This window comes from Microbacterium sp. HM-570 (genome assembly GCF_054165885.1).
Genome location: NZ_CM135111.1, coordinates 2,651,238 through 2,667,439 on the forward strand (window position 1 = coordinate 2,651,238; position 16,202 = coordinate 2,667,439).

The 16,202-nt window shown below is 66.4% G+C and carries 22 protein-coding genes; 12 read left to right on the plus strand and 10 right to left on the minus strand.

Annotated elements, in window-relative coordinates:
- Positions 1–62 precede the first annotated feature (62 nt).
- Positions 63–737, minus strand: a complete 675-nt coding sequence (locus tag ACT9TC_RS12685; protein ID WP_458040838.1) for a TetR family transcriptional regulator — start codon at positions 735–737, stop codon at positions 63–65.
- Between the two features lie 53 nt (positions 738–790).
- On the opposite strand from ACT9TC_RS12685, the gene ACT9TC_RS12690 reads away from it, so the two are divergent.
- Positions 791–1,447, plus strand: a complete 657-nt coding sequence (locus tag ACT9TC_RS12690; RefSeq protein WP_458040839.1) for a histidine phosphatase family protein — start codon at positions 791–793, stop codon at positions 1,445–1,447.
- Positions 1,448–1,460: 13 nt separating this feature from the next.
- On the opposite strand, the gene ACT9TC_RS12695 is transcribed toward ACT9TC_RS12690, so the two are convergent.
- Both ACT9TC_RS12695 and ACT9TC_RS12700 read right to left on the minus strand, forming a co-directional pair.
- Entirely contained in the window at positions 1,461–1,688 is a 228-nt protein-coding gene (locus ACT9TC_RS12695; RefSeq protein WP_458040840.1) for an RNA-binding S4 domain-containing protein, read from the minus strand.
- A 121-nt stretch (positions 1,689–1,809) separates the two neighbouring features.
- The gene (locus tag ACT9TC_RS12700; RefSeq protein ID WP_458040841.1) at positions 1,810–2,805 is read right to left on the minus strand and encodes a hypothetical protein; all 996 of its coding nucleotides are present in this window, start codon (positions 2,803–2,805) and stop codon (positions 1,810–1,812) included.
- A gap of 458 nt (positions 2,806–3,263) precedes the next feature.
- On the opposite strand from ACT9TC_RS12700, the gene ACT9TC_RS12705 reads away from it, so the two are divergent.
- The 3 genes from ACT9TC_RS12705 (at position 3,264) to ACT9TC_RS12715 (ending at position 4,620) form a co-directional block, all read left to right on the plus strand.
- Complete coding sequence (locus ACT9TC_RS12705; RefSeq protein ID WP_458040842.1) at positions 3,264–3,683, plus strand: hypothetical protein; 420 nt, start codon at positions 3,264–3,266, stop codon at positions 3,681–3,683.
- 187 nt (positions 3,684–3,870) lie between these two features.
- On the plus strand, positions 3,871–4,137 hold the full coding sequence (locus ACT9TC_RS12710) for a hypothetical protein (RefSeq protein WP_458040843.1): 267 nt from the start codon (positions 3,871–3,873) through the stop codon (positions 4,135–4,137).
- 90 nt (positions 4,138–4,227) lie between these two features.
- Positions 4,228–4,620, plus strand: a complete 393-nt coding sequence (locus ACT9TC_RS12715; RefSeq protein ID WP_458040844.1) for an HNH endonuclease — start codon at positions 4,228–4,230, stop codon at positions 4,618–4,620.
- 27 nt (positions 4,621–4,647) lie between these two features.
- On the opposite strand, the gene ACT9TC_RS12720 is transcribed toward ACT9TC_RS12715, so the two are convergent.
- The 4 genes from ACT9TC_RS12720 to ACT9TC_RS12735 all read right to left on the minus strand — a co-directional run bounded on the left by ACT9TC_RS12720 (position 4,648) and on the right by ACT9TC_RS12735 (position 8,439).
- On the minus strand, positions 4,648–5,898 hold the full coding sequence (locus ACT9TC_RS12720; protein WP_458040845.1) for a serine hydrolase domain-containing protein: 1,251 nt from the start codon (positions 5,896–5,898) through the stop codon (positions 4,648–4,650).
- Between the two features lie 87 nt (positions 5,899–5,985).
- On the minus strand, positions 5,986–6,639 hold the full coding sequence (locus ACT9TC_RS12725) for a response regulator (protein WP_458040846.1): 654 nt from the start codon (positions 6,637–6,639) through the stop codon (positions 5,986–5,988).
- On the minus strand, positions 6,636–7,799 hold the full coding sequence (locus ACT9TC_RS12730; RefSeq protein ID WP_458040847.1) for a sensor histidine kinase: 1,164 nt from the start codon (positions 7,797–7,799) through the stop codon (positions 6,636–6,638). The genes ACT9TC_RS12725 and ACT9TC_RS12730 overlap by 4 nt, the downstream gene beginning before the upstream one ends.
- Entirely contained in the window at positions 7,777–8,439 is a 663-nt protein-coding gene (locus tag ACT9TC_RS12735; protein ID WP_458040848.1) for a DUF2306 domain-containing protein, read from the minus strand. Before ACT9TC_RS12735 ends, ACT9TC_RS12730 begins: the two co-directional genes overlap by 23 nt.
- Before the next feature lie 131 nt (positions 8,440–8,570).
- On the opposite strand from ACT9TC_RS12735, the gene ACT9TC_RS12740 reads away from it, so the two are divergent.
- A complete protein-coding gene (locus ACT9TC_RS12740; RefSeq protein ID WP_458040849.1) occupies positions 8,571–9,584 on the plus strand; it encodes an NAD(P)-dependent alcohol dehydrogenase in 1,014 nt (337 codons plus the stop codon).
- 40 nt (positions 9,585–9,624) lie between these two features.
- The gene (locus tag ACT9TC_RS12745) at positions 9,625–10,116 is read left to right on the plus strand and encodes a DUF6326 family protein (RefSeq protein WP_458040850.1); all 492 of its coding nucleotides are present in this window, start codon (positions 9,625–9,627) and stop codon (positions 10,114–10,116) included.
- Between the two features lie 158 nt (positions 10,117–10,274).
- On the opposite strand, the gene ACT9TC_RS12750 is transcribed toward ACT9TC_RS12745, so the two are convergent.
- Positions 10,275–11,012, minus strand: a complete 738-nt coding sequence (locus ACT9TC_RS12750) for an SDR family oxidoreductase (RefSeq protein WP_458040851.1) — start codon at positions 11,010–11,012, stop codon at positions 10,275–10,277.
- Between the two features lie 139 nt (positions 11,013–11,151).
- Here ACT9TC_RS12750 and ACT9TC_RS12755 point away from each other — a divergent pair, with 139 nt between their 5' ends.
- From ACT9TC_RS12755 to ACT9TC_RS12770, 4 genes are all read left to right on the plus strand, one after another.
- Positions 11,152–12,078: an AraC family transcriptional regulator gene (locus tag ACT9TC_RS12755; RefSeq protein WP_458040852.1), complete on the plus strand. Its 927-nt coding sequence runs from the start codon at positions 11,152–11,154 to the stop codon at positions 12,076–12,078.
- 53 nt (positions 12,079–12,131) lie between these two features.
- Complete coding sequence (locus ACT9TC_RS12760) at positions 12,132–12,662, plus strand: hypothetical protein (RefSeq protein WP_458040853.1); 531 nt, start codon at positions 12,132–12,134, stop codon at positions 12,660–12,662.
- Between the two features lie 139 nt (positions 12,663–12,801).
- The gene (locus ACT9TC_RS12765; protein ID WP_458040854.1) at positions 12,802–13,047 is read left to right on the plus strand and encodes a hypothetical protein; all 246 of its coding nucleotides are present in this window, start codon (positions 12,802–12,804) and stop codon (positions 13,045–13,047) included.
- A gap of 95 nt (positions 13,048–13,142) precedes the next feature.
- Entirely contained in the window at positions 13,143–13,361 is a 219-nt protein-coding gene (locus tag ACT9TC_RS12770; protein WP_458040855.1) for a three-helix bundle dimerization domain-containing protein, read from the plus strand.
- 15 nt (positions 13,362–13,376) lie between these two features.
- Here the strand turns inward: ACT9TC_RS12770 and ACT9TC_RS12775 are convergent, their stop codons facing one another.
- Positions 13,377–13,802, minus strand: coding sequence for an SRPBCC family protein (locus tag ACT9TC_RS12775; RefSeq protein ID WP_458040856.1), 426 nt, complete (start codon positions 13,800–13,802; stop codon positions 13,377–13,379).
- 153 nt (positions 13,803–13,955) lie between these two features.
- On the opposite strand from ACT9TC_RS12775, the gene ACT9TC_RS12780 reads away from it, so the two are divergent.
- Entirely contained in the window at positions 13,956–14,546 is a 591-nt protein-coding gene (locus ACT9TC_RS12780; RefSeq protein WP_458040857.1) for a TetR/AcrR family transcriptional regulator, read from the plus strand.
- A gap of 20 nt (positions 14,547–14,566) precedes the next feature.
- On the opposite strand, the gene ACT9TC_RS12785 is transcribed toward ACT9TC_RS12780, so the two are convergent.
- Positions 14,567–15,508, minus strand: coding sequence for an SDR family NAD(P)-dependent oxidoreductase (locus ACT9TC_RS12785; protein WP_458040858.1), 942 nt, complete (start codon positions 15,506–15,508; stop codon positions 14,567–14,569).
- Positions 15,509–15,564: 56 nt separating this feature from the next.
- Here ACT9TC_RS12785 and ACT9TC_RS12790 point away from each other — a divergent pair, with 56 nt between their 5' ends.
- A complete protein-coding gene (locus ACT9TC_RS12790) occupies positions 15,565–16,188 on the plus strand; it encodes a TetR/AcrR family transcriptional regulator (RefSeq protein WP_458040859.1) in 624 nt (207 codons plus the stop codon).
- Positions 16,189–16,202 lie beyond the last annotated feature (14 nt).

Here is a 16,202-nt window from a genome sequence, read left to right on the forward strand (position 1 = left end):
CGGTTCTCTATCGAATCGGATGACCGGCGCCCGACCTGACGCCGGGTCGGGCCGCTGTGCGCTCACGCGCGCACCTCGGTGACGAGGGCGAGCGCATCTCGTACCGCCCCGCGCAGAACGGGGAGTCGGGTCAGGGGCACAAGCCGTGCGAAGAGCTTCAGAGCCCGATCGAGAAGTCTCCGGGTGCGACGCTGGCCCTCGGACGTGTCGTAGACCCAGTACAGCGCGAGCAGCAGGTGTGCGAGCACGAGCGCACGAGGGAGCAGCGAGCGGATGTCATCGGGCAGGCCGGTAATCGCGGCACCGCCTACGGCCTCCGCGAAAAGCTCCTCCACGATCGCAAAAGCCTCGGCCGACTCCGTCGACAGCGGGTTGATCGGCGAGCGCGGCGAGACGGCGGCCGACAGGAACTCGCCCGCGTGCGCGTGATACGGCGTGAGCTGGTCGAGGCCGGTCGAGAATACGATCCGGAGGCGCTCGATTAGGCGACCTTCGTCTGCAAGAAGCGGCTCGGCCGCCGCGCGGTGCGCCTCCTGCACGTCGAGATAGAGCTCCTGAATGTGGTGGTTCTTCGACGGGAAGTGGTAATTCGTGGCTCCCACCGACATGCCGAGCTCGTCCGCGATCTTCCTGATCGTCGTCGCGTCGTAGCCGTTGTCACGAAACGACCGGAGCGCCGCCCCGCGGATGCGCTGCCGGGTCAGTTCGCCCTTTCCGGGTGGTCGGTCACGAGACATCCGATGTGCTGGGTCGGCGCGTCTCGGATCGTCCGGGGCTCTAGGGTTGCGGTGTGCCCATCAACGATCCGCTGCCCGATCGCCCCGCGCCCGACAACCCCACGGGCAAGCTCGTTCTTCTTCGCCACGGCGAGACGGAATGGTCGAAGCTCGGCAGGCATACGGGTCTGACCGACATACCGCTCACCGCACATGGCGAAGATCTCGCTCGCGGTGCGGGTGAGCTCGTTTCGGACTACAACTTCTCGCTGATCCTGACCTCGCCGCTCGAGCGTGCGCGGCGCACGGCGGAGCTCGCGGGCCTTGAGGCCGACGTCGACCCCCTCCTGGTCGAGTGGGACTACGGCGGGTTCGAGGGGCGAACGACCCGAGACATCCGTGCCGAACTCGGGTACGACTGGAGCGCTTTCACGCACGGTGTGATCCGCGGCAAGACCCCCGGTGAGACGGTCGAAGAGGTCGCGGGGCGCGCGTCGCGGGTGCTCACGCGGGTGCTGCCGGCGATGGTCGAGGGGGATGTCGCCCTCGTGGCGCACGGGCATTTCCTGCGCATCTTGACGGCGGTGTATCTGCGGATGGCGCCCCGTTTCGGCGCCCAGATCACCCTGGATGCCGGGTCGGTTTCGGTGTTGAGCTACTACCGCGAGCAGCCCGCCATCCTGTCGTGGAACTACGGACTCGCGCTGCCGATGGTGCCGTCGGAGTCCTGACGCCGCCTGCGCATCACGGGCAAACGCGGACTCTGCTCCCGGCGAACTCGACGACGTCGCCGATCTGCAGCTGCCGTCCGCGGCGGCGCTCGACCTCACCGTTCACGGCCACGTAGCCGTCGATGATCGCCTCTTTCACGAGTCCGCCCGAGTCGAGCATTCCTGCGAACTTCAGGAATGGACCGAGGCGGATCATGTCGCCACCGATCGAGATGTCGTCGACCGGAGCTGAATTCGTCATGCCGGAAGGCTAGCCGACGGAGGGGAGAAGATCGCCAGACGGCGGGGCGGAGGTCGCGCCTTGCGAGCGGATCGCCGCGGTCACGAGGAAGCGGATGGTCGAGGTTCGTCGGGGCAGCTGATCACTGCATCGGCACAAGGGCAGCGAGGACTTCTGCCGGCGCGACGCGGGCTCGGAAAGCCGGATCCACCAGGCGCTGACACCCATCGAGCTCCACGGTGAATGGTGCCGCATCAGGGCCAACCACGTCGGGGTGTACGACGACCAGCTGTTGAGCGCTGTCGGCACACGGTGCCGCGGCGGGGGCGCGTCGAGCCGCGGCGACGATCGCCCGCGCGTCGGTGGCGTTCAGCTCCCTCGCGCCGACGAAAACGCTGTCGGGGCCCACGACCGTGGGTGAGTTTTCGCGTGCAGGGGCTGCGGCGTATGTGCACACCCGGGCACCAGTGATGGCTGCGGGGTCGGGCCATCCGGGCATTTCATCGGGAATGAGCGCCACGCTGCCGCCGTGTTCGCTCGCGTCGGCGCGAGGCGAGTGCTCGTCACTCGAGAGGTCCTCATCACCGTCGACTCCCTGGAGAATCAGCAGTCCCGCCTGGCTCGCGCAGCCCGCCGCGGTCGCCGCCGCCGATTCCATCAGCGACGCGCTCGCGGTCGTTGTCTCGACAACGGTCAGGGTGTCGAGAGCGCTGTTGAGGCCGACGGACTTGGGCGCGCCGCATCCGGTCGAGGGCAACGCGACGCGCACGACAAGACCGTCTTCGTTCTCGACCCACAGCTCCGGCAGGATGTATCCGACGGTGGTGCAGGCACCGATCGATAGCGAGTCGCTGGGTGTGGCGAGTGCGGCCAGAACGGGGTCGAGGTCGCCCTCGAGGCGTTCGAGGACTGCTCCCGACCAGGTGCCGTCGGCATCCTGCCACGACGCGTAGGGGTCGCATCGCAGGATCGCGACCGCCGCGAAATCGGGCGGGACGAGCCCTGCTTCGGCGTATCCGTCGTCGTAGGTTTCGGGGCACGTGACGGCGTCCACCGGAACCGCGTTGACCCGCGGATCGGGGCCGACGCCGGGAATGACGCCGCACCCGGTCAGTGCCACGACGAGCGTGAGCGCCACGATTGTCGCCCTGCGTCGCATCACTCACCTCCGGTTTCGACGCTAGATGAGCGGGAGGAGCGGCGCGCAACAAGCCCATAACGATGGGGTCGCCGCGGCTCAAGCGGCTTTTACACTAGGCACCGTGTTGATCACGCTTCACAACAGGTCTCTGAGGCCCGCGCAGCAGCCGTCAGGAGCTGTCCGCGGCGGACGATGACGATCGGCGTCGCCGTGTCCGTAGGCTGACGGCATGATGGCGCGGACTGCGGACCCGCGGGCCTGCCCCACCTGTGGCGACCCGCTCACGTTCGAGATTCTCGATGATGAACGATTTCTCGTCGCGTGGTCGTGCATGAGCTGCGGATTGATTCGCACCACCGAGCCCGTCTAAGCGAGCGAGCAAGCGAGCGAGTGTCGACGTTGCGGGAGTAGTATGTACGCGATGTACCTGGTGTACATCGCTGAAAGGAAATGCCATGTCGATCGCCGTCGACTACCCCACGTTTACCCAAGCTCGGATTCACCTCAAGGACGTTCTCGACTCGAACGCCCGCGGCATCACTGTCACTGTGCGTCGCGACGAGCAGGTTTCTGCGGTCGTGCCAGCGAACCGCCTTCGTGAGCACTTCTTCAGCACCGTTGCGCCCCGTGTGCGGTTGCTGGCGGATGATGATCGTGTTGTCGCGCTCATGGAGGGGCGACCGTTTGTCTCCGAGGGAGCGGATGTCGATGGTGCGCTTGCCGATCTTGCGCTTACTTTGCGTGAGTACGCGGAGGATTGGGAAGATCGGTTGCAGCATGCGCCGAACCATTCGCAGCACTGGGCGCTTGTCCAGCTGATCAAGTTGTCTACGGACGACGAATTGGCGGAATGGTTTACGCACGGCGGTGAGTGAGAAGCATCCGCCCGCCACGCGCGAGGCCCACGACCAGTTCTGCGAGAACGAAAAGTGGACGTTGGTCCGTGGCGCTACCGGGAGACCTGTCACGCACCACAGGACGTATGAGCTCGACCTCTGGGACGGGCGAATTCTGCGGACGCGCATCTCCCGGCCCATCGACAAGACTGACTATGCAGCGAGCATGTGGTCGCACATCCTCAAGAACCAGCTCGAGGTGACGGCGGAGGCGTTCTGGGCATGCGTGAACAGAGGCGTGGTCCCTGATCGAGGAAAGCCGGATTCGCCCGACGTCACGAAGGCAATCCCCCTCTTCCTGCGCCAGGCGCTTCGAGAGCGTGGTGTTGACGACGCGACTATCCTCGCGCTCGATCCCGCGAGCGCAGCGGCACTGCTCGCGGCGACGTATCTCGATGAGCAGGTCGAAAGCGATGGCGAACCTCAGAAGTAGATGCGATGTTGGGAGCCCTTTCGGAGACCGGCCCTCGACGCGCGCTTTTCGCTCCGCCGCGCTCGTCCTTCACGGAACTAGCGTGTGAGGGTGCGCCGCCGCCGCAATTTCTCAACCGCCCAGCCATCCGCTGCCATGCGCGCTCGATACGCGAAGCGGCGGCAACGGCGAGTCGCCCGCGCAGACAACGACCTGACCGCCGAAGAGTGGTCCGATCTGCTCGACGCCTGGGGTGGCTGTGCCTATTGCCGGGCAGAGGGTCCGGCGCTGCAGCGCGACTGCATCATGCCCATCTCTCGCGGCGGCCGCTACACGCTCGAGAACGTGGTGCCTGCCTGCGCGTCGTGCAACGCGAGCAAGAGCAACGACGAAGTGACCGGATGGCTGCGGCGCAAGAAGCTCGACGAGCGCACGTTTCTGCTTCGCCACGCGGAGGTTCTGCGGGCTCTCCGGCCGTCCGACGACGTCGGTAGCGCCGGCTGACCGGTTCGCGCCCGCGATGGCCAGGCGCTACCGCGTCGGCGGGGCCGAACCGGGGGATACGACGCCCGCCAGCTCCCGGAACAGGTCGGTGGCGCGGTTGGTGTAGTCGCCGGTCTCGTCAAAGGCGCTCTCGTCGAACGTGACGACGACCGCGAGGGCAACGTCTTCCTCTGGCAGGTACGCCTCGACGGCCGCCGTGCCGCTGAACATCGGGTTCTGCAGAATCCAGTCGCCCATCATCACGACGCCGATTCCGTAGGTGTAGATCTCGGAGTGCGGGAAGCACGCCGGGCATCCGTCGACCGCGGTCGCGATGTCCCGGGTATCGAGATTCAGTTGCCGCTCGTGCATCTCGGGGGAGAGCAGCTCTCCGGTGCCGATGCCCTGCGCGGTGCGGATGAGGTCGTCGATGTCGGTGTACTGGACGGCGCCGCGCGTGATGGTCCACGACGGGTTCCAGAAAGTCGAGTCTTCGAGGAAGCCCGTGCCGGCGGGCACACCCAGGTAGGCGCGGCGTTCCGCAGTGAAGGCGTGCAGCGCGGGGCCGGGAATCTCGGCCGTGCCCGGGTCTGCGGTGTTGTCGAGTCCGAGCGGATCGAGCACGCGGTCCTCCAGCAGCTGCTCCATGGGCTGCCCGGTGATCCTCTCGAGCGCCAGGCCCAGCAGCACGTAGTTGGTGTGGGAGTAATTCCAGTTCGTGCCCGGCTCGTAGAGCAGAGGCCTCGAGGTTCCGTACGCGGCGAGTTCTTCCGGCGTCCACTGGCGAAATGGGTTCGCCTCCAGCTGCGCAATCAGCTCGGCATCCCAGAGGTAGTCGGCGTAGCCCGAGGTCATCTGTGCGAGTTGCCCCAGCGTGACCCGATCGGCGTTCGGCACGTCGGGCAGCCATTCCGACAGTGTGTCGTCGAGCGTGACCGTCCCCTCTTCCACGAGAAGCAGGAGCGCGGTCGCCACATACGAGATGGCGACCGCTCCGTTGCGGAAGTGCATGTCGGTGGTGGCGGGCACCCCGGTCATCGACTCCCCGAAGGCTTCCGAGATGATCGGTTGCCCGTCGCGGGTGGCCTGCACGATCACCGCGCGAAGGCCCCAGTCATCCATCCGCTCGGTGATCGTGTCGCGGATCTCGTCGGCCACCGCATCGGTGCCCGGGGCGTTGCTCGATGTTGAGGGCGACGTGGATGTGTCGTCTGTGGGCGGCCCGAAGGTGCATGCAGACAGCGCCAGGATGGTTGTGACCAGCACACCGACGGTGGACAACATCCGCGCTCGCCACATCCGCCGACGGTATCAGGTCACGGCGACGGCGCTGTTGACGACGAGGGCGCGCGATGTCCGGGCGTCCCGGGCCATCGGGATCAACAGCTACCGCTTACGCCGCGTCTCGTGCGCCCAAATCGCGATCTCCACGCGATTGCGGGCGCCGAGCTTGGTCATCAGACTCGCGACGTGAGTCTTGACCGTGCTCAGCGTGATGTACAGCTCGGCCGCGATCTCACTGTTACTCAAGCCACTCGCGACCTTGGCGAGAACCTGCTCTTCGCGCTCGGTGAGCGGCTCGATCGGCTGCGGCAAGGATGCCGCAGGCTCTGCCCCCGCGAACGCTTCGAGCAGACGCACGGTGACATTCGGCGCGATCAGGGCATCGCCGCTGGCGGCGGCACGAATCGCCTGGGCGAGCATCTCCGAGCCAGCGTCCTTGAGGAGAAAGCCTTTCGCTCCCGCCCGCAGCGCCGCGAACACATACTCGTCGAGGTCGAACGTCGTGATGATGACGACCGCGATCGGATGCTCGGTTCCCGGGCCGGCGATCGCTCGGGTCGCCTCGATGCCGTCGAGGCCAGGCATCCGGATGTCGAAGAGGCAGACATCCGGTCGAAGGCTGTGCGCGAGGGCGACCGCCTCGGTGCCGTCGTGGGCCTGCCCGACGACCTCGATGTCGGGCTGCGCGGAGAGGATCATGCTGAGCCCGGTGCGCACGAGTTCCTGGTCGTCGGCGACGAGCACGCGAATTGTCACGGTGCCCATCCAACACGAGGCAGCACGGCGGTGACCGCCCATCCGCCGCCTGGCGCCGGCCCGGCCTGACACGCACCGCCGAACAGAGCCGCACGTTCCATCATGCCGATGATGCCGAAGCCGGGAACCGGGGAGACCGCGGCATCGCCGTCGTTGGTCACGTTCACACGCACTCCGCCGTCATCCACGCTCACGACGACGTCGATGCGCGTGACCTGCCGCGCGTGGCGCAGGGCATTGGTCACCGACTCCTGGGCGAGGCGGAAGACGGCCGCGGCGACGGGCGGCGGGATGCGGTCACCGTCACTGTCACTGTCACCGTCGACCCGCACCGTGACCGCCGCGCCACCCGGCCGCTTTCCGGCGAGCTGGTGGATGTCAGTCAGCCCCGGGCTGGGCGCCAGGTCGGCGGACTCGTGCTGGCGCAGCACGCGCACCATCGACCGCAGCTCGCTCAGCGTGGTGGCAGCCTCGGCCTCGATCACTCCGAGGGCGTCGGTCGCGGCATCCGGGTCGTGCGCCGCCATCGCAACGCCCGCCTGCGCGCGAATCGCGATCGCTGAGACGTGGTGGGCGACCGTGTCGTGCAGGTCACGCGCCAGGTGTTCGCGCTCGAGCATCCGGATGCGGTCGAGGTCGCGCTGGCGGGACCCCGCGCGCGTGCGGAACACCGCGCCGAGCACCGCGACCGAGAGCAGCAGAGCGAAGCCACCGATCAGGTCGTCGAACCTGCCGTCGCGAACAAACGCGAGCGCGAGGCTACCGAGGAGTATCCCCGAGCCGAACACGAGGTCACGGCCGGGACCCCAGCGGAAGAGGGCGTAGATGACGACCACGACGAAGACGGCCGTGTAGGGCACCGAATCGGGCTCGACGAGCTGCAGTGGCGTCGACACCACGACGGCGATCACGAGCATGAGCAGGGGTCGCTGGCGTCGCCACAGCACTGTCGGGGCGATCGCGATCACACCCAGCACCGACAGGACGGGATGGGTGAGGTCGGTCCTGACGACTCCCTCGACGGCGGCGAGCGCCACGACGACGCCGAGCAAGACCCCGTCGCGCCACACGCGGCGCGGTGGTGCGGGCATGGCCGCCGGCGCATTCCACACCGAGCGGATGAGCCCGGTCACCACCTCATTGGCGCGCGCGGAGTGCATGGGCCCGCCTCACGATGATCAGCTCGGCCGCAACGCTGTTGATCACGAACGCCGCGGCAACCAGCACGGTTTCACCAAAGGTATCGACTTCGCCGACGGTGAGCGTCCAGAGTGCGAAGACGAGCGCTTGCGTTCCACCCGAGACGGCGATCGCGTAAGCGCGCGTCAGCCACGCGCCATGCGAGACGAAGGCGCGGCGGCGGATCGCGATCACCCCCATCACGAGGAAGCCCGTCATCGCGATCGCAAAGATGACACGGACCATCGCCAGGGCGAACTCGTCCGCCGGGCCGCCGAAGAAGACCGCCAACCAGAGGCTGGAGAGGGCCCCGATGAAGCCGGCGGGGATGAGTACGCGCCCGGCCGTGCGATGCCAGGTGCGCCGTATCCGCAACGCCGGCGAGAACTGAAACGCACCCACCAGGCAGAACACGCTCATCGCCACGACGTGGCCTATCAGCGGGATCAGGGGAGCGGTCGACGCTTTTCCTGCGGTCAGCTCGCCCAGGCTGAGAGCGCCTCCCAGCACGGGGAGTGCGCTGAGAAGTAAGAACCCCGTGATGGCGAGCCAGCCAGTGCGGGGACGCTGTGCGCCACGGGTGCGGGCGGGCGTCGCTGGCGGAGTACGCGTCGAAGTCATGCATCGATGCTCGTTTGATCAGGCGCGGTGCACATCGGTACGCAGCACGAGCGCAGGACCGTACTTTCGGCCGAGACGGTTTCGGCCATTTGCCCGATGCCGACGGCGGACGCGGCGGCGAGCATCGAGTCATGACAACGAAGACCAGCGCGACTGTTAGGACCAGCATGACGGCGGCCGTGTATCGGCACTTCGGCGCACCCGAGGTTGTGCGGATCGAGCAGCTCCCCATCCCGTCGCCGAAGCCCGGCGAAGTGCTCATCCGAGTGCACGCGAGCACAGTGAGCATCGCCGATCACCGGACTCGGGCCCGAGACATCCCCGCGGGCCTCGGAATGCTCGCGGCGCTGAGCATCGGATTCTTGCGCCCCAGGCGGCCCGTGCTGGGAATGGATGCCGCGGGCGTCATCGAGGCCGTCGGCCCCGGTGTGACTCGCTTTGTGCCCGGCGACCGGGTGATCGCGATGATGGGCAGCGGATTCGGCGGCCACGCCGAGTACGTGTGCGTGCCCGCGGATGGTGCGATCGCCCGGGCTCCCGAGAACCTGACCTTCGAAGAGGCCGTCACCCTTGTGTTCGGTGGCACGACGGCCCTGGGCTTCCTGTCGAAGGTGTCGATCCGCCCGGGAACGACCGTGCTCGTCAACGGTGCCTCCGGAGCCGTCGGCACCGCGGCCATCCAACTCGCGAAGCACCTCGGCACCCACGTGACCGCCGTGACGAGCGGCAAGAACACTGAGCTCGTGACGGCGCTCGGCGCCGACCACGTCATCGACTACACGCGACAGGATTTCGCCGCGAACGGCGCCCGGTACGACGTGATCGTCGACTGCGTGGGCAATGCCGAATTCGATCGGGTCGAGGCATCCCTCACTCCCGGCGGGGCACTTCTGCTCGTCATCGCCGATCTGAGACAGATGCTGCGCAGCCGCGGGCAGAGCCGGAGGACGGGAAAGCTCGTTACATCGGATGTCGACACGATCGGTGCCGAAGATGTCGCCCGCCTCGTCCGCCTCGCCGAATCCGGTCACTACCGGCCCGTGATCGACCGCACCTACGACCTCGCCGACATCGTCGAGGCGCACCGCTACGTCGACACCGGCCGCAAGCGCGGCAACGTCGTGCTGCGAGTCACCGCTCCCTGAAGACCCATCCCCCCGCCCGCACGAAGCGAAAGAAGAACCGATGACCAACCGCACGAACACCCCGAGACTGCTCGAGAACCCACCGATCCCCGTGCAGGCGAAGATCGCCGCCGCGTGGACGACCTTCATGTTCCTCTACGTCTACGTCGATGTGCTGGGCTTCTACAAACCCGGCGTCGTCGATGACATCCTGAATGGCGTTGTTTTCGAGTTCGACATCAGCCCGGGATTGTTGACGGTGTTCCTCGTGTCGGTGTCGATCCCTGCGCTGATGGTGGTGCTCTCGATGACGCTGCCAGCGCGGGTGAATCGCGCCACGAACCTCGTCGTGACGGCGCTCCTCATCCCTTATTCGGCCTTCAACGCCGTGGGGGAAACCTGGGACTGGGCCGCCTTTTACGCCATCGCCATCGGGATTGAGGTATTGCTTCTGGCCTTCATTCTCCGCTCTGCCTGGATGTGGCCCCGCGCCACACACCCCGCGCGCCTGGCCACCAGCTCGGATGGCGATCCCGCTCCGCAGCGCGTGTGAATCTGGAGTCGGGAGTGCCATGAACGGTCTCTCCTGGCCCGGTCTCCTGCTACTCGCGCGGATACTGACGTTGACGGACGTCGCAGGGCCAGAGGATAGAGAATTCTGCCACAGGGCACGGCGAGGGTGCGACGGGCCGACACCGCCGAGAGATGGTACTACCAGGCGACGGGGCCGTTGATGTCCGTGAACGTGCCGGTCGGTCCGTCGGCGGGGATCGTCGACATGGTCACGGCCGAGCGCGCGCCTTCTACAGGGGTGAGAAGACCGCGGTGACCGTTGAGGTCGGTGGCGACGAAGCCGGGGCATACGGCGTTGACGAGGATGTTCTCGGATTCGAGGTCGCGGGCGTACATCATCGTCACCGCGGTCAGCGCGGTCTTGGATGGTACATAGCCGAGGGCGATCGGGTCGGTGTTGCCGAAGTCGGAGATGGCGGCGAGAGATCCGGCGCTGCTCGAGACGTTGACGATGCGCGGTGATGACGACTTTCGGAGCAGCGGCAGGAAGGCGCTGGTGACGCGGATCACACCGAACACGTTCGTGTCGAACACGTAGCGGATGTGATCGATGTCTGCCGTGCGGGGTATCTGTCCGGCGAAGTCGGCGCCCGGTTGGTGGCTGATGCCGGCGTTGTTGATCAGTGCGTCCAGTCGCCCGTATTCGGCCCCGACTTTATCGGCGGCGGTACCTGCGGAGGCGGTGTCGGTGACGTCGAGGGTGACGGCCGTGACTCTCCCACCTGCTGCGCGGAGCTCGGCCGCGGTCTCCTCTCCGCGCTCGAGACTGCGTGCGCCGATGATGACGGTGTGGCCGAGTTGCGCCAACTGGGCGGCGATCTCGCGGCCGATGCTTTTGTTGCCGCCGGTGACCAGAGCGATCATGGAGTCAGTCATGGGGGTGTCCTTTCATGCCGCACACGATGAGCGGCGGGCGTTTGCGTGGAACGAGAGATCCGAACCACCACCCCAGCCTGATACCGGCTGATCGTATCTGGAATAATGCTTCGTCTGCTTTTTATGCTCTATAGTCCAGATGGTGGCGATAGACCGGCTTTCCGAGGTACTCGACCTCGTCGAGGTGCGCAGCGTCGTGTCGGGCGGCTCCGCTATCCGCGGCCGATGGCGCACGCACAGTTTCATTGAGGACGACCTCAAATTCATCGCCATCGTCCGAGGCCGCGCCACCCTGACGACCGACGGCGTCGGCACGCACTTCGAGCTCGTTGCCGGTGACGTCGCCGTGTTGAACGGGCGATCGTGGCTCACCCTCGAGGGCGGAGACGGGCCCGGCGAACCCGTGGTGGTAGACCCGCCATCCGCAGGATCCGCGATCGCAGATTCCGATGTCGATGCCGCGGACGTGGACATCCTGATTGGCGGGCGAGTCGATCTCAACCCCACCGGCAAAGAGGTTCTCCTTCGAGCGCTTCCGCCCGTGGCCCACGTCGGAGCATCCAGCGCCGTCGCCCCGCAGCTTCGAGGACACGTGCAGCGTCTGTTCACCGAGATCGTCGCCCACCGCGTCGGCGCGGACTTCGCGATTCGTCAATACGGGCAGCTGCTCATTCTCGACATCATCCGCGGATTCATCCAAGACACGGACATGCCTGCCGGATGGCTGAAAGTACTCACCGACGAACGACTCCGTCCCGCCCTGGCCCTGATCCACGAGCAACCCGCGCAGAGTTGGAGTTTGGAAGACCTTGCCCGCGCGTCGTCGATGTCTCGCAGCACCTTTGCGAAACGCTTTCGCGACGTAGCCGGCACCCCACCGCTGGCCTACCTGATCAATTGGCGCATGCTGCTCGCCCAACGCGAACTCCGCAAACGCGAGACCCGGATCGGCGCGCTAGCGTTCACCCTCGGGTACTCATCCGAGAGCGCCTTCAGCTCCGCTTTCAAGAAACAACTCGGCGAGTCGCCTCTTGCCTACCGCACGCGCCTAGCCGAGCGTCTCTGACCGACGCTCGCGGCGATCGCACGTCGATCGGGGCCTGCCCGTAAAGTTCGGGCATGGACTCTCGTACAGCCAGCGCCACGATGGCCGTATCGGCTGCTTTCCTCTTTACCGGCTGCTCCGCGTCGCCGGACTCCGTCGAGACGCCACCAACCGCCGAGGCGACACAAAGTGGTGCCGCCGCAGCCTCGGACTCCTCGACTCCGGCGCCGTGGGAGACGGCTCTCGCCGATCGCGAGGCGTTGTATGCCGAAACGGTCGCAACGTTCCCCTACGATTTCCCCGCCAATTACTCCTTCCCCGAGTCGCTCCCTCGGGGCAATCGAGCAGACATGGCGGGTGACGCGGCCGCCTACTGGTGGTGGGGATGCTCGACTCTGGAGTCCGCCTGGACGGACGTCGCGAACGGGGACATTGCTAACGCCGACGCGAAATTTGCGACCGTCATCGGTGCGATCAACGCGGGGGTCCCGGGCTTCGAGGGGTGGGAGACGGCGATTCTCGACAGCGGCAACCTGCCGCACGGTCCGAACATGGGCACCTCGGGCATCTGCAAAACCTGGCTTGCGAGCTTCGACGACGAGTAAGCGCGCGGATGGTGGGGGACGGCACGAGTCATCGTGACGGCGATGTTGAGGCTGCAGCTCACGGAAAAGATTGGCGGTCGATCGTGGCGCGGTCGTTGGACTTCACCGCTCGGTAACCTGCCGCGGGGATGATGCTCCCATGGCAACGCACAACGACTCCGCGCACTGGTTCGAACGCTGCGAGAAGTCCGTCAAGGACTGGCTTCTCGGCAATCCCGGGTCCGCCCTCTCGACGGAGGCTTTTGACGCCGTCGTCGGAGCGGGAGGTTCACCCGTGCGCATCGAGAGTCACGCTGGTGAGCGATCCGAGGCGTACTACCTGCACCCAGCAGACAGCGAGTACATCACCGAGCTGCGCGCGGCAGGGTTTGACGGCCGAGGGTAGCCCACTCGTCCGACGTCGTCGTGTGCGCTGGGGTAGGCCCACCGCCACATGACTCGTTTTCGATCCATTTCCCTCGTTCTGGGAGAAAATAGGGGGTGAGCTGCACCAACCCCGGCACCGAGTTCGAGGCGCTCGTCTATCTGACAGAGCGCCTTCAACGGCGCTTTCCGGACGCGGCGGAGAACGACATCCTGGCTCTCATCGCCGAAGAGTTGGAGTCGTTCGACGGTGTCCGCTTGCGCGACTATGTGCCCGTGCTCGTGGAGCGCAATGTGCTTCGCCGGTTGAGGGCATCCGTCGGTCTCGCGGCCTAACTCCCGCGAGAGTAGTCAGACCGCCGCCTCGACCCGGCGCTTCAGGGCCTGGTTGAAGACGGCGTAGCCGCCCTCGTTTCGGTTCTTGGCGAACGTGCCCTCGAGGGGGCGGGTGAGAGCGCCAGAGAAGGTCTCGGTGTTCTTGAGGTGCGTTGTGCCGTCCGTTTGGCGCACCAGGGTGAAGTTGTGTTCGCCGAGAAACAGTCCGGCGGTGAAGAGCTTCGCCGACCACTGCAGCTCCTGGGCGGGGGTAGCGGCGGTGACCTTGGACGTGAACCAGAAGCCGGGCATGCGCATCTTCAGTTTCGTGCCGAGCTTCGGCGCGCCGGTGATTCGAGAGAAGTTGCTCCACTCCCCATAGGTCGAGAAGTCGGACAGCACATCCCAGACCTGCTCGGGCGTGGCGGCGATGTCGATGGTGGTAGCGAAAGTGATGCTCATGATTGTCTCTCCAGCGATCCGGGAAGCGAGTAGGTGATCTGGCTACTATGACCTGCTCCTGTAACTATTGTCAATAGCTTAGAACTATTGACAATAGTATTCAGGTCCGACAGGCTGATGTGAGGATCGGACGAGCGATGCCGGGAGGCAATCATGCGCAGAGCAGGACTCAATCGCGACCGTGTCGCCGAAGAAGCGGCAGTGATGGCCGACGAGCTCGGTCTCGGCAAGCTGACCCTCGCTGGGTTGGCGCAGCGCCTCGGCGTGCGCCAGCCGTCTTTGTACAACCACATCGACTCGATGGCGGGCCTGCACCGAGACATCGCGGTGCAGGCGAAGAAGGACCTCGGCGAAGTCCTCGCTCGCGCTTCTGTCGGGCGGTCGGGGGCAGACGCGATATCGACGATGTCGCACGCGTACCGCGCGTGGGCGCTCGAGCACCCCGGGCGGTACGAGGCGTCGAACGTCATGCCCGCGCCCGGAGATGTGGAGGACGAGGCCGTCTCTCTGTCGGCGATCCAGGTCATCGCGGACGCGCTCATCGCCTACCGGCTCGAAGGCGATGACGCTGTCGACGCGATCCGGGCCTTCCGTTCTACTCTTCACGGTTTCGTGTCGTACGAGAGCGCGGGCGCCTTTCGATGGAGCGCGGATGTCGACCGGAGCTTCGATCGCCTGATCAACGGTTTCATCGTCGCCCTCTCGCACTGGAGCGACACGGGCGCCGCTCATCCGGCTCCCTAAGCTCGTCAACGCAGACTCTGTCAGTCGAGCATCTCGAGCGTCAGCTCCCAGAGCCGTTCTGCGGCCTCCGGAGCGAGCGCGTGCGGCACGACCCCGTGGAGCCCGTCGGTGATTCGCGAAACCACCTCGGCAGGGTGGCAGTCTTCCCAGTACGCGGGGGCGCCCGGGCCGAGATCGGCGCGAGTGGCGACGTACACCGATGTCGCGGCGCCCTGCTCGGTGGTCTTGACCCCCGTCACATACCGACGCTTCATGTCGTCGAGAATCGCCGGATCCCACCACCGCTGCAGGCCCGTCCAGACACCGCCGGGCATGACCGCCGACGCGGCGATGCCGTCATCTGTCCAGCGCCTCGTGACGTCCAGCGCGAAGAGCACGTTGGCCGTCTTCGACTGTCCGTAGGCGAGACCCGGGTCGTACGGGTCGCGACGGAAGTCGACGTCGTCAAAGCGGATTCCACTCGCGGCGTGCCCGCTCGAGGAGAGCGCAACCACGCGAGCACCCCCGGCATCCGCGAGTGCTGATCGAAGCCCCGTGGTGAGGGCGAAGTGACCGATATGGTTCACCCCGAACTGCATCTCGCGCCCCTCGCGCGTTCGCATTTCGGGGGTGTTCATCACTCCCGCATTGGCCACGAGCAGGTGCAGTGGCCCGACCCACGTATCGACCAGGCGTTGGACGGAAGCCAGATCGGCGAGGTCGAGCTCGGCGACCCGCACGGTGTCGGGGCCCGTGCTGCGTTCGATCTCGGACGCAATCCGTTTTCCCGCTTGGACGTCGCGCACGGCAAGCACCACGGTGGCCCCCGCGACGGCCAGCGCACGCGCTGTCTCGACGCCGATGCCGGAGGTTGCTCCCGTCACCAGGGCGGTGCGGCCTCGCAGATCGATGCCCTCGACGACCTCGATCGCGGTGGACTCGGCCCCGAAAGGCTCCCGAGAGAAAAGCTCACTGGACTTCATGGTCCATTCCTATCACGTGACTGGACCGATCGGTCCAACGAGGATAGGGTCACACCGTGGAGACGAAAATCACCGAGCGCGGGCGGGCTACCCGTCAGCGCATCATCGAGGCCACCGGCGAACAGATCCTCGCCTCCGGTATCGGCGGGACGACTCTCGACACCGTTCGGGTGGCGACACTCACGAGCAAGAGTCAGCTGTTCCACTACTTTCCGGGGGGCAAGGCCGAACTCGTGCGCGAGGTCGCCGCGTGGGAAGCGGGGCAGCTCTTTGCCGCGCAGGAACCCCATCTGCACGACCTCGGCACCTGGGAGTCGTGGACCGCATGGCGCGAGGCGCTCATCGAGTACTACCTCGGTCTTGGCCGTTGGGCCTGCCCCATCGGTTCACTTGCGACGCAGGCCGCGATGAGCGATCCGCTGCTGGAACGGATCATTGCCGACAGCATGGACGGATGGCGAGACGCGCTCGCCGCGGGCGTTGCCAAAATGCAGGCGGCGGGCCACGTCGATCCTTCCGCAGACCCCGTCCGGATAGCCGTCGTCATTCTCGCTGCTATCCAGGGCGGCCTCGTGATGAGCCAGCCGCTACGCGCCGCATGGCCGCTGGAAGCCGCACTCGACTCGGCGCTCGACCCCCTTGACCGAGCCTCCACGACCGCCGCTCGTCGACAGAGCTGACCCGCTCGCGGCCA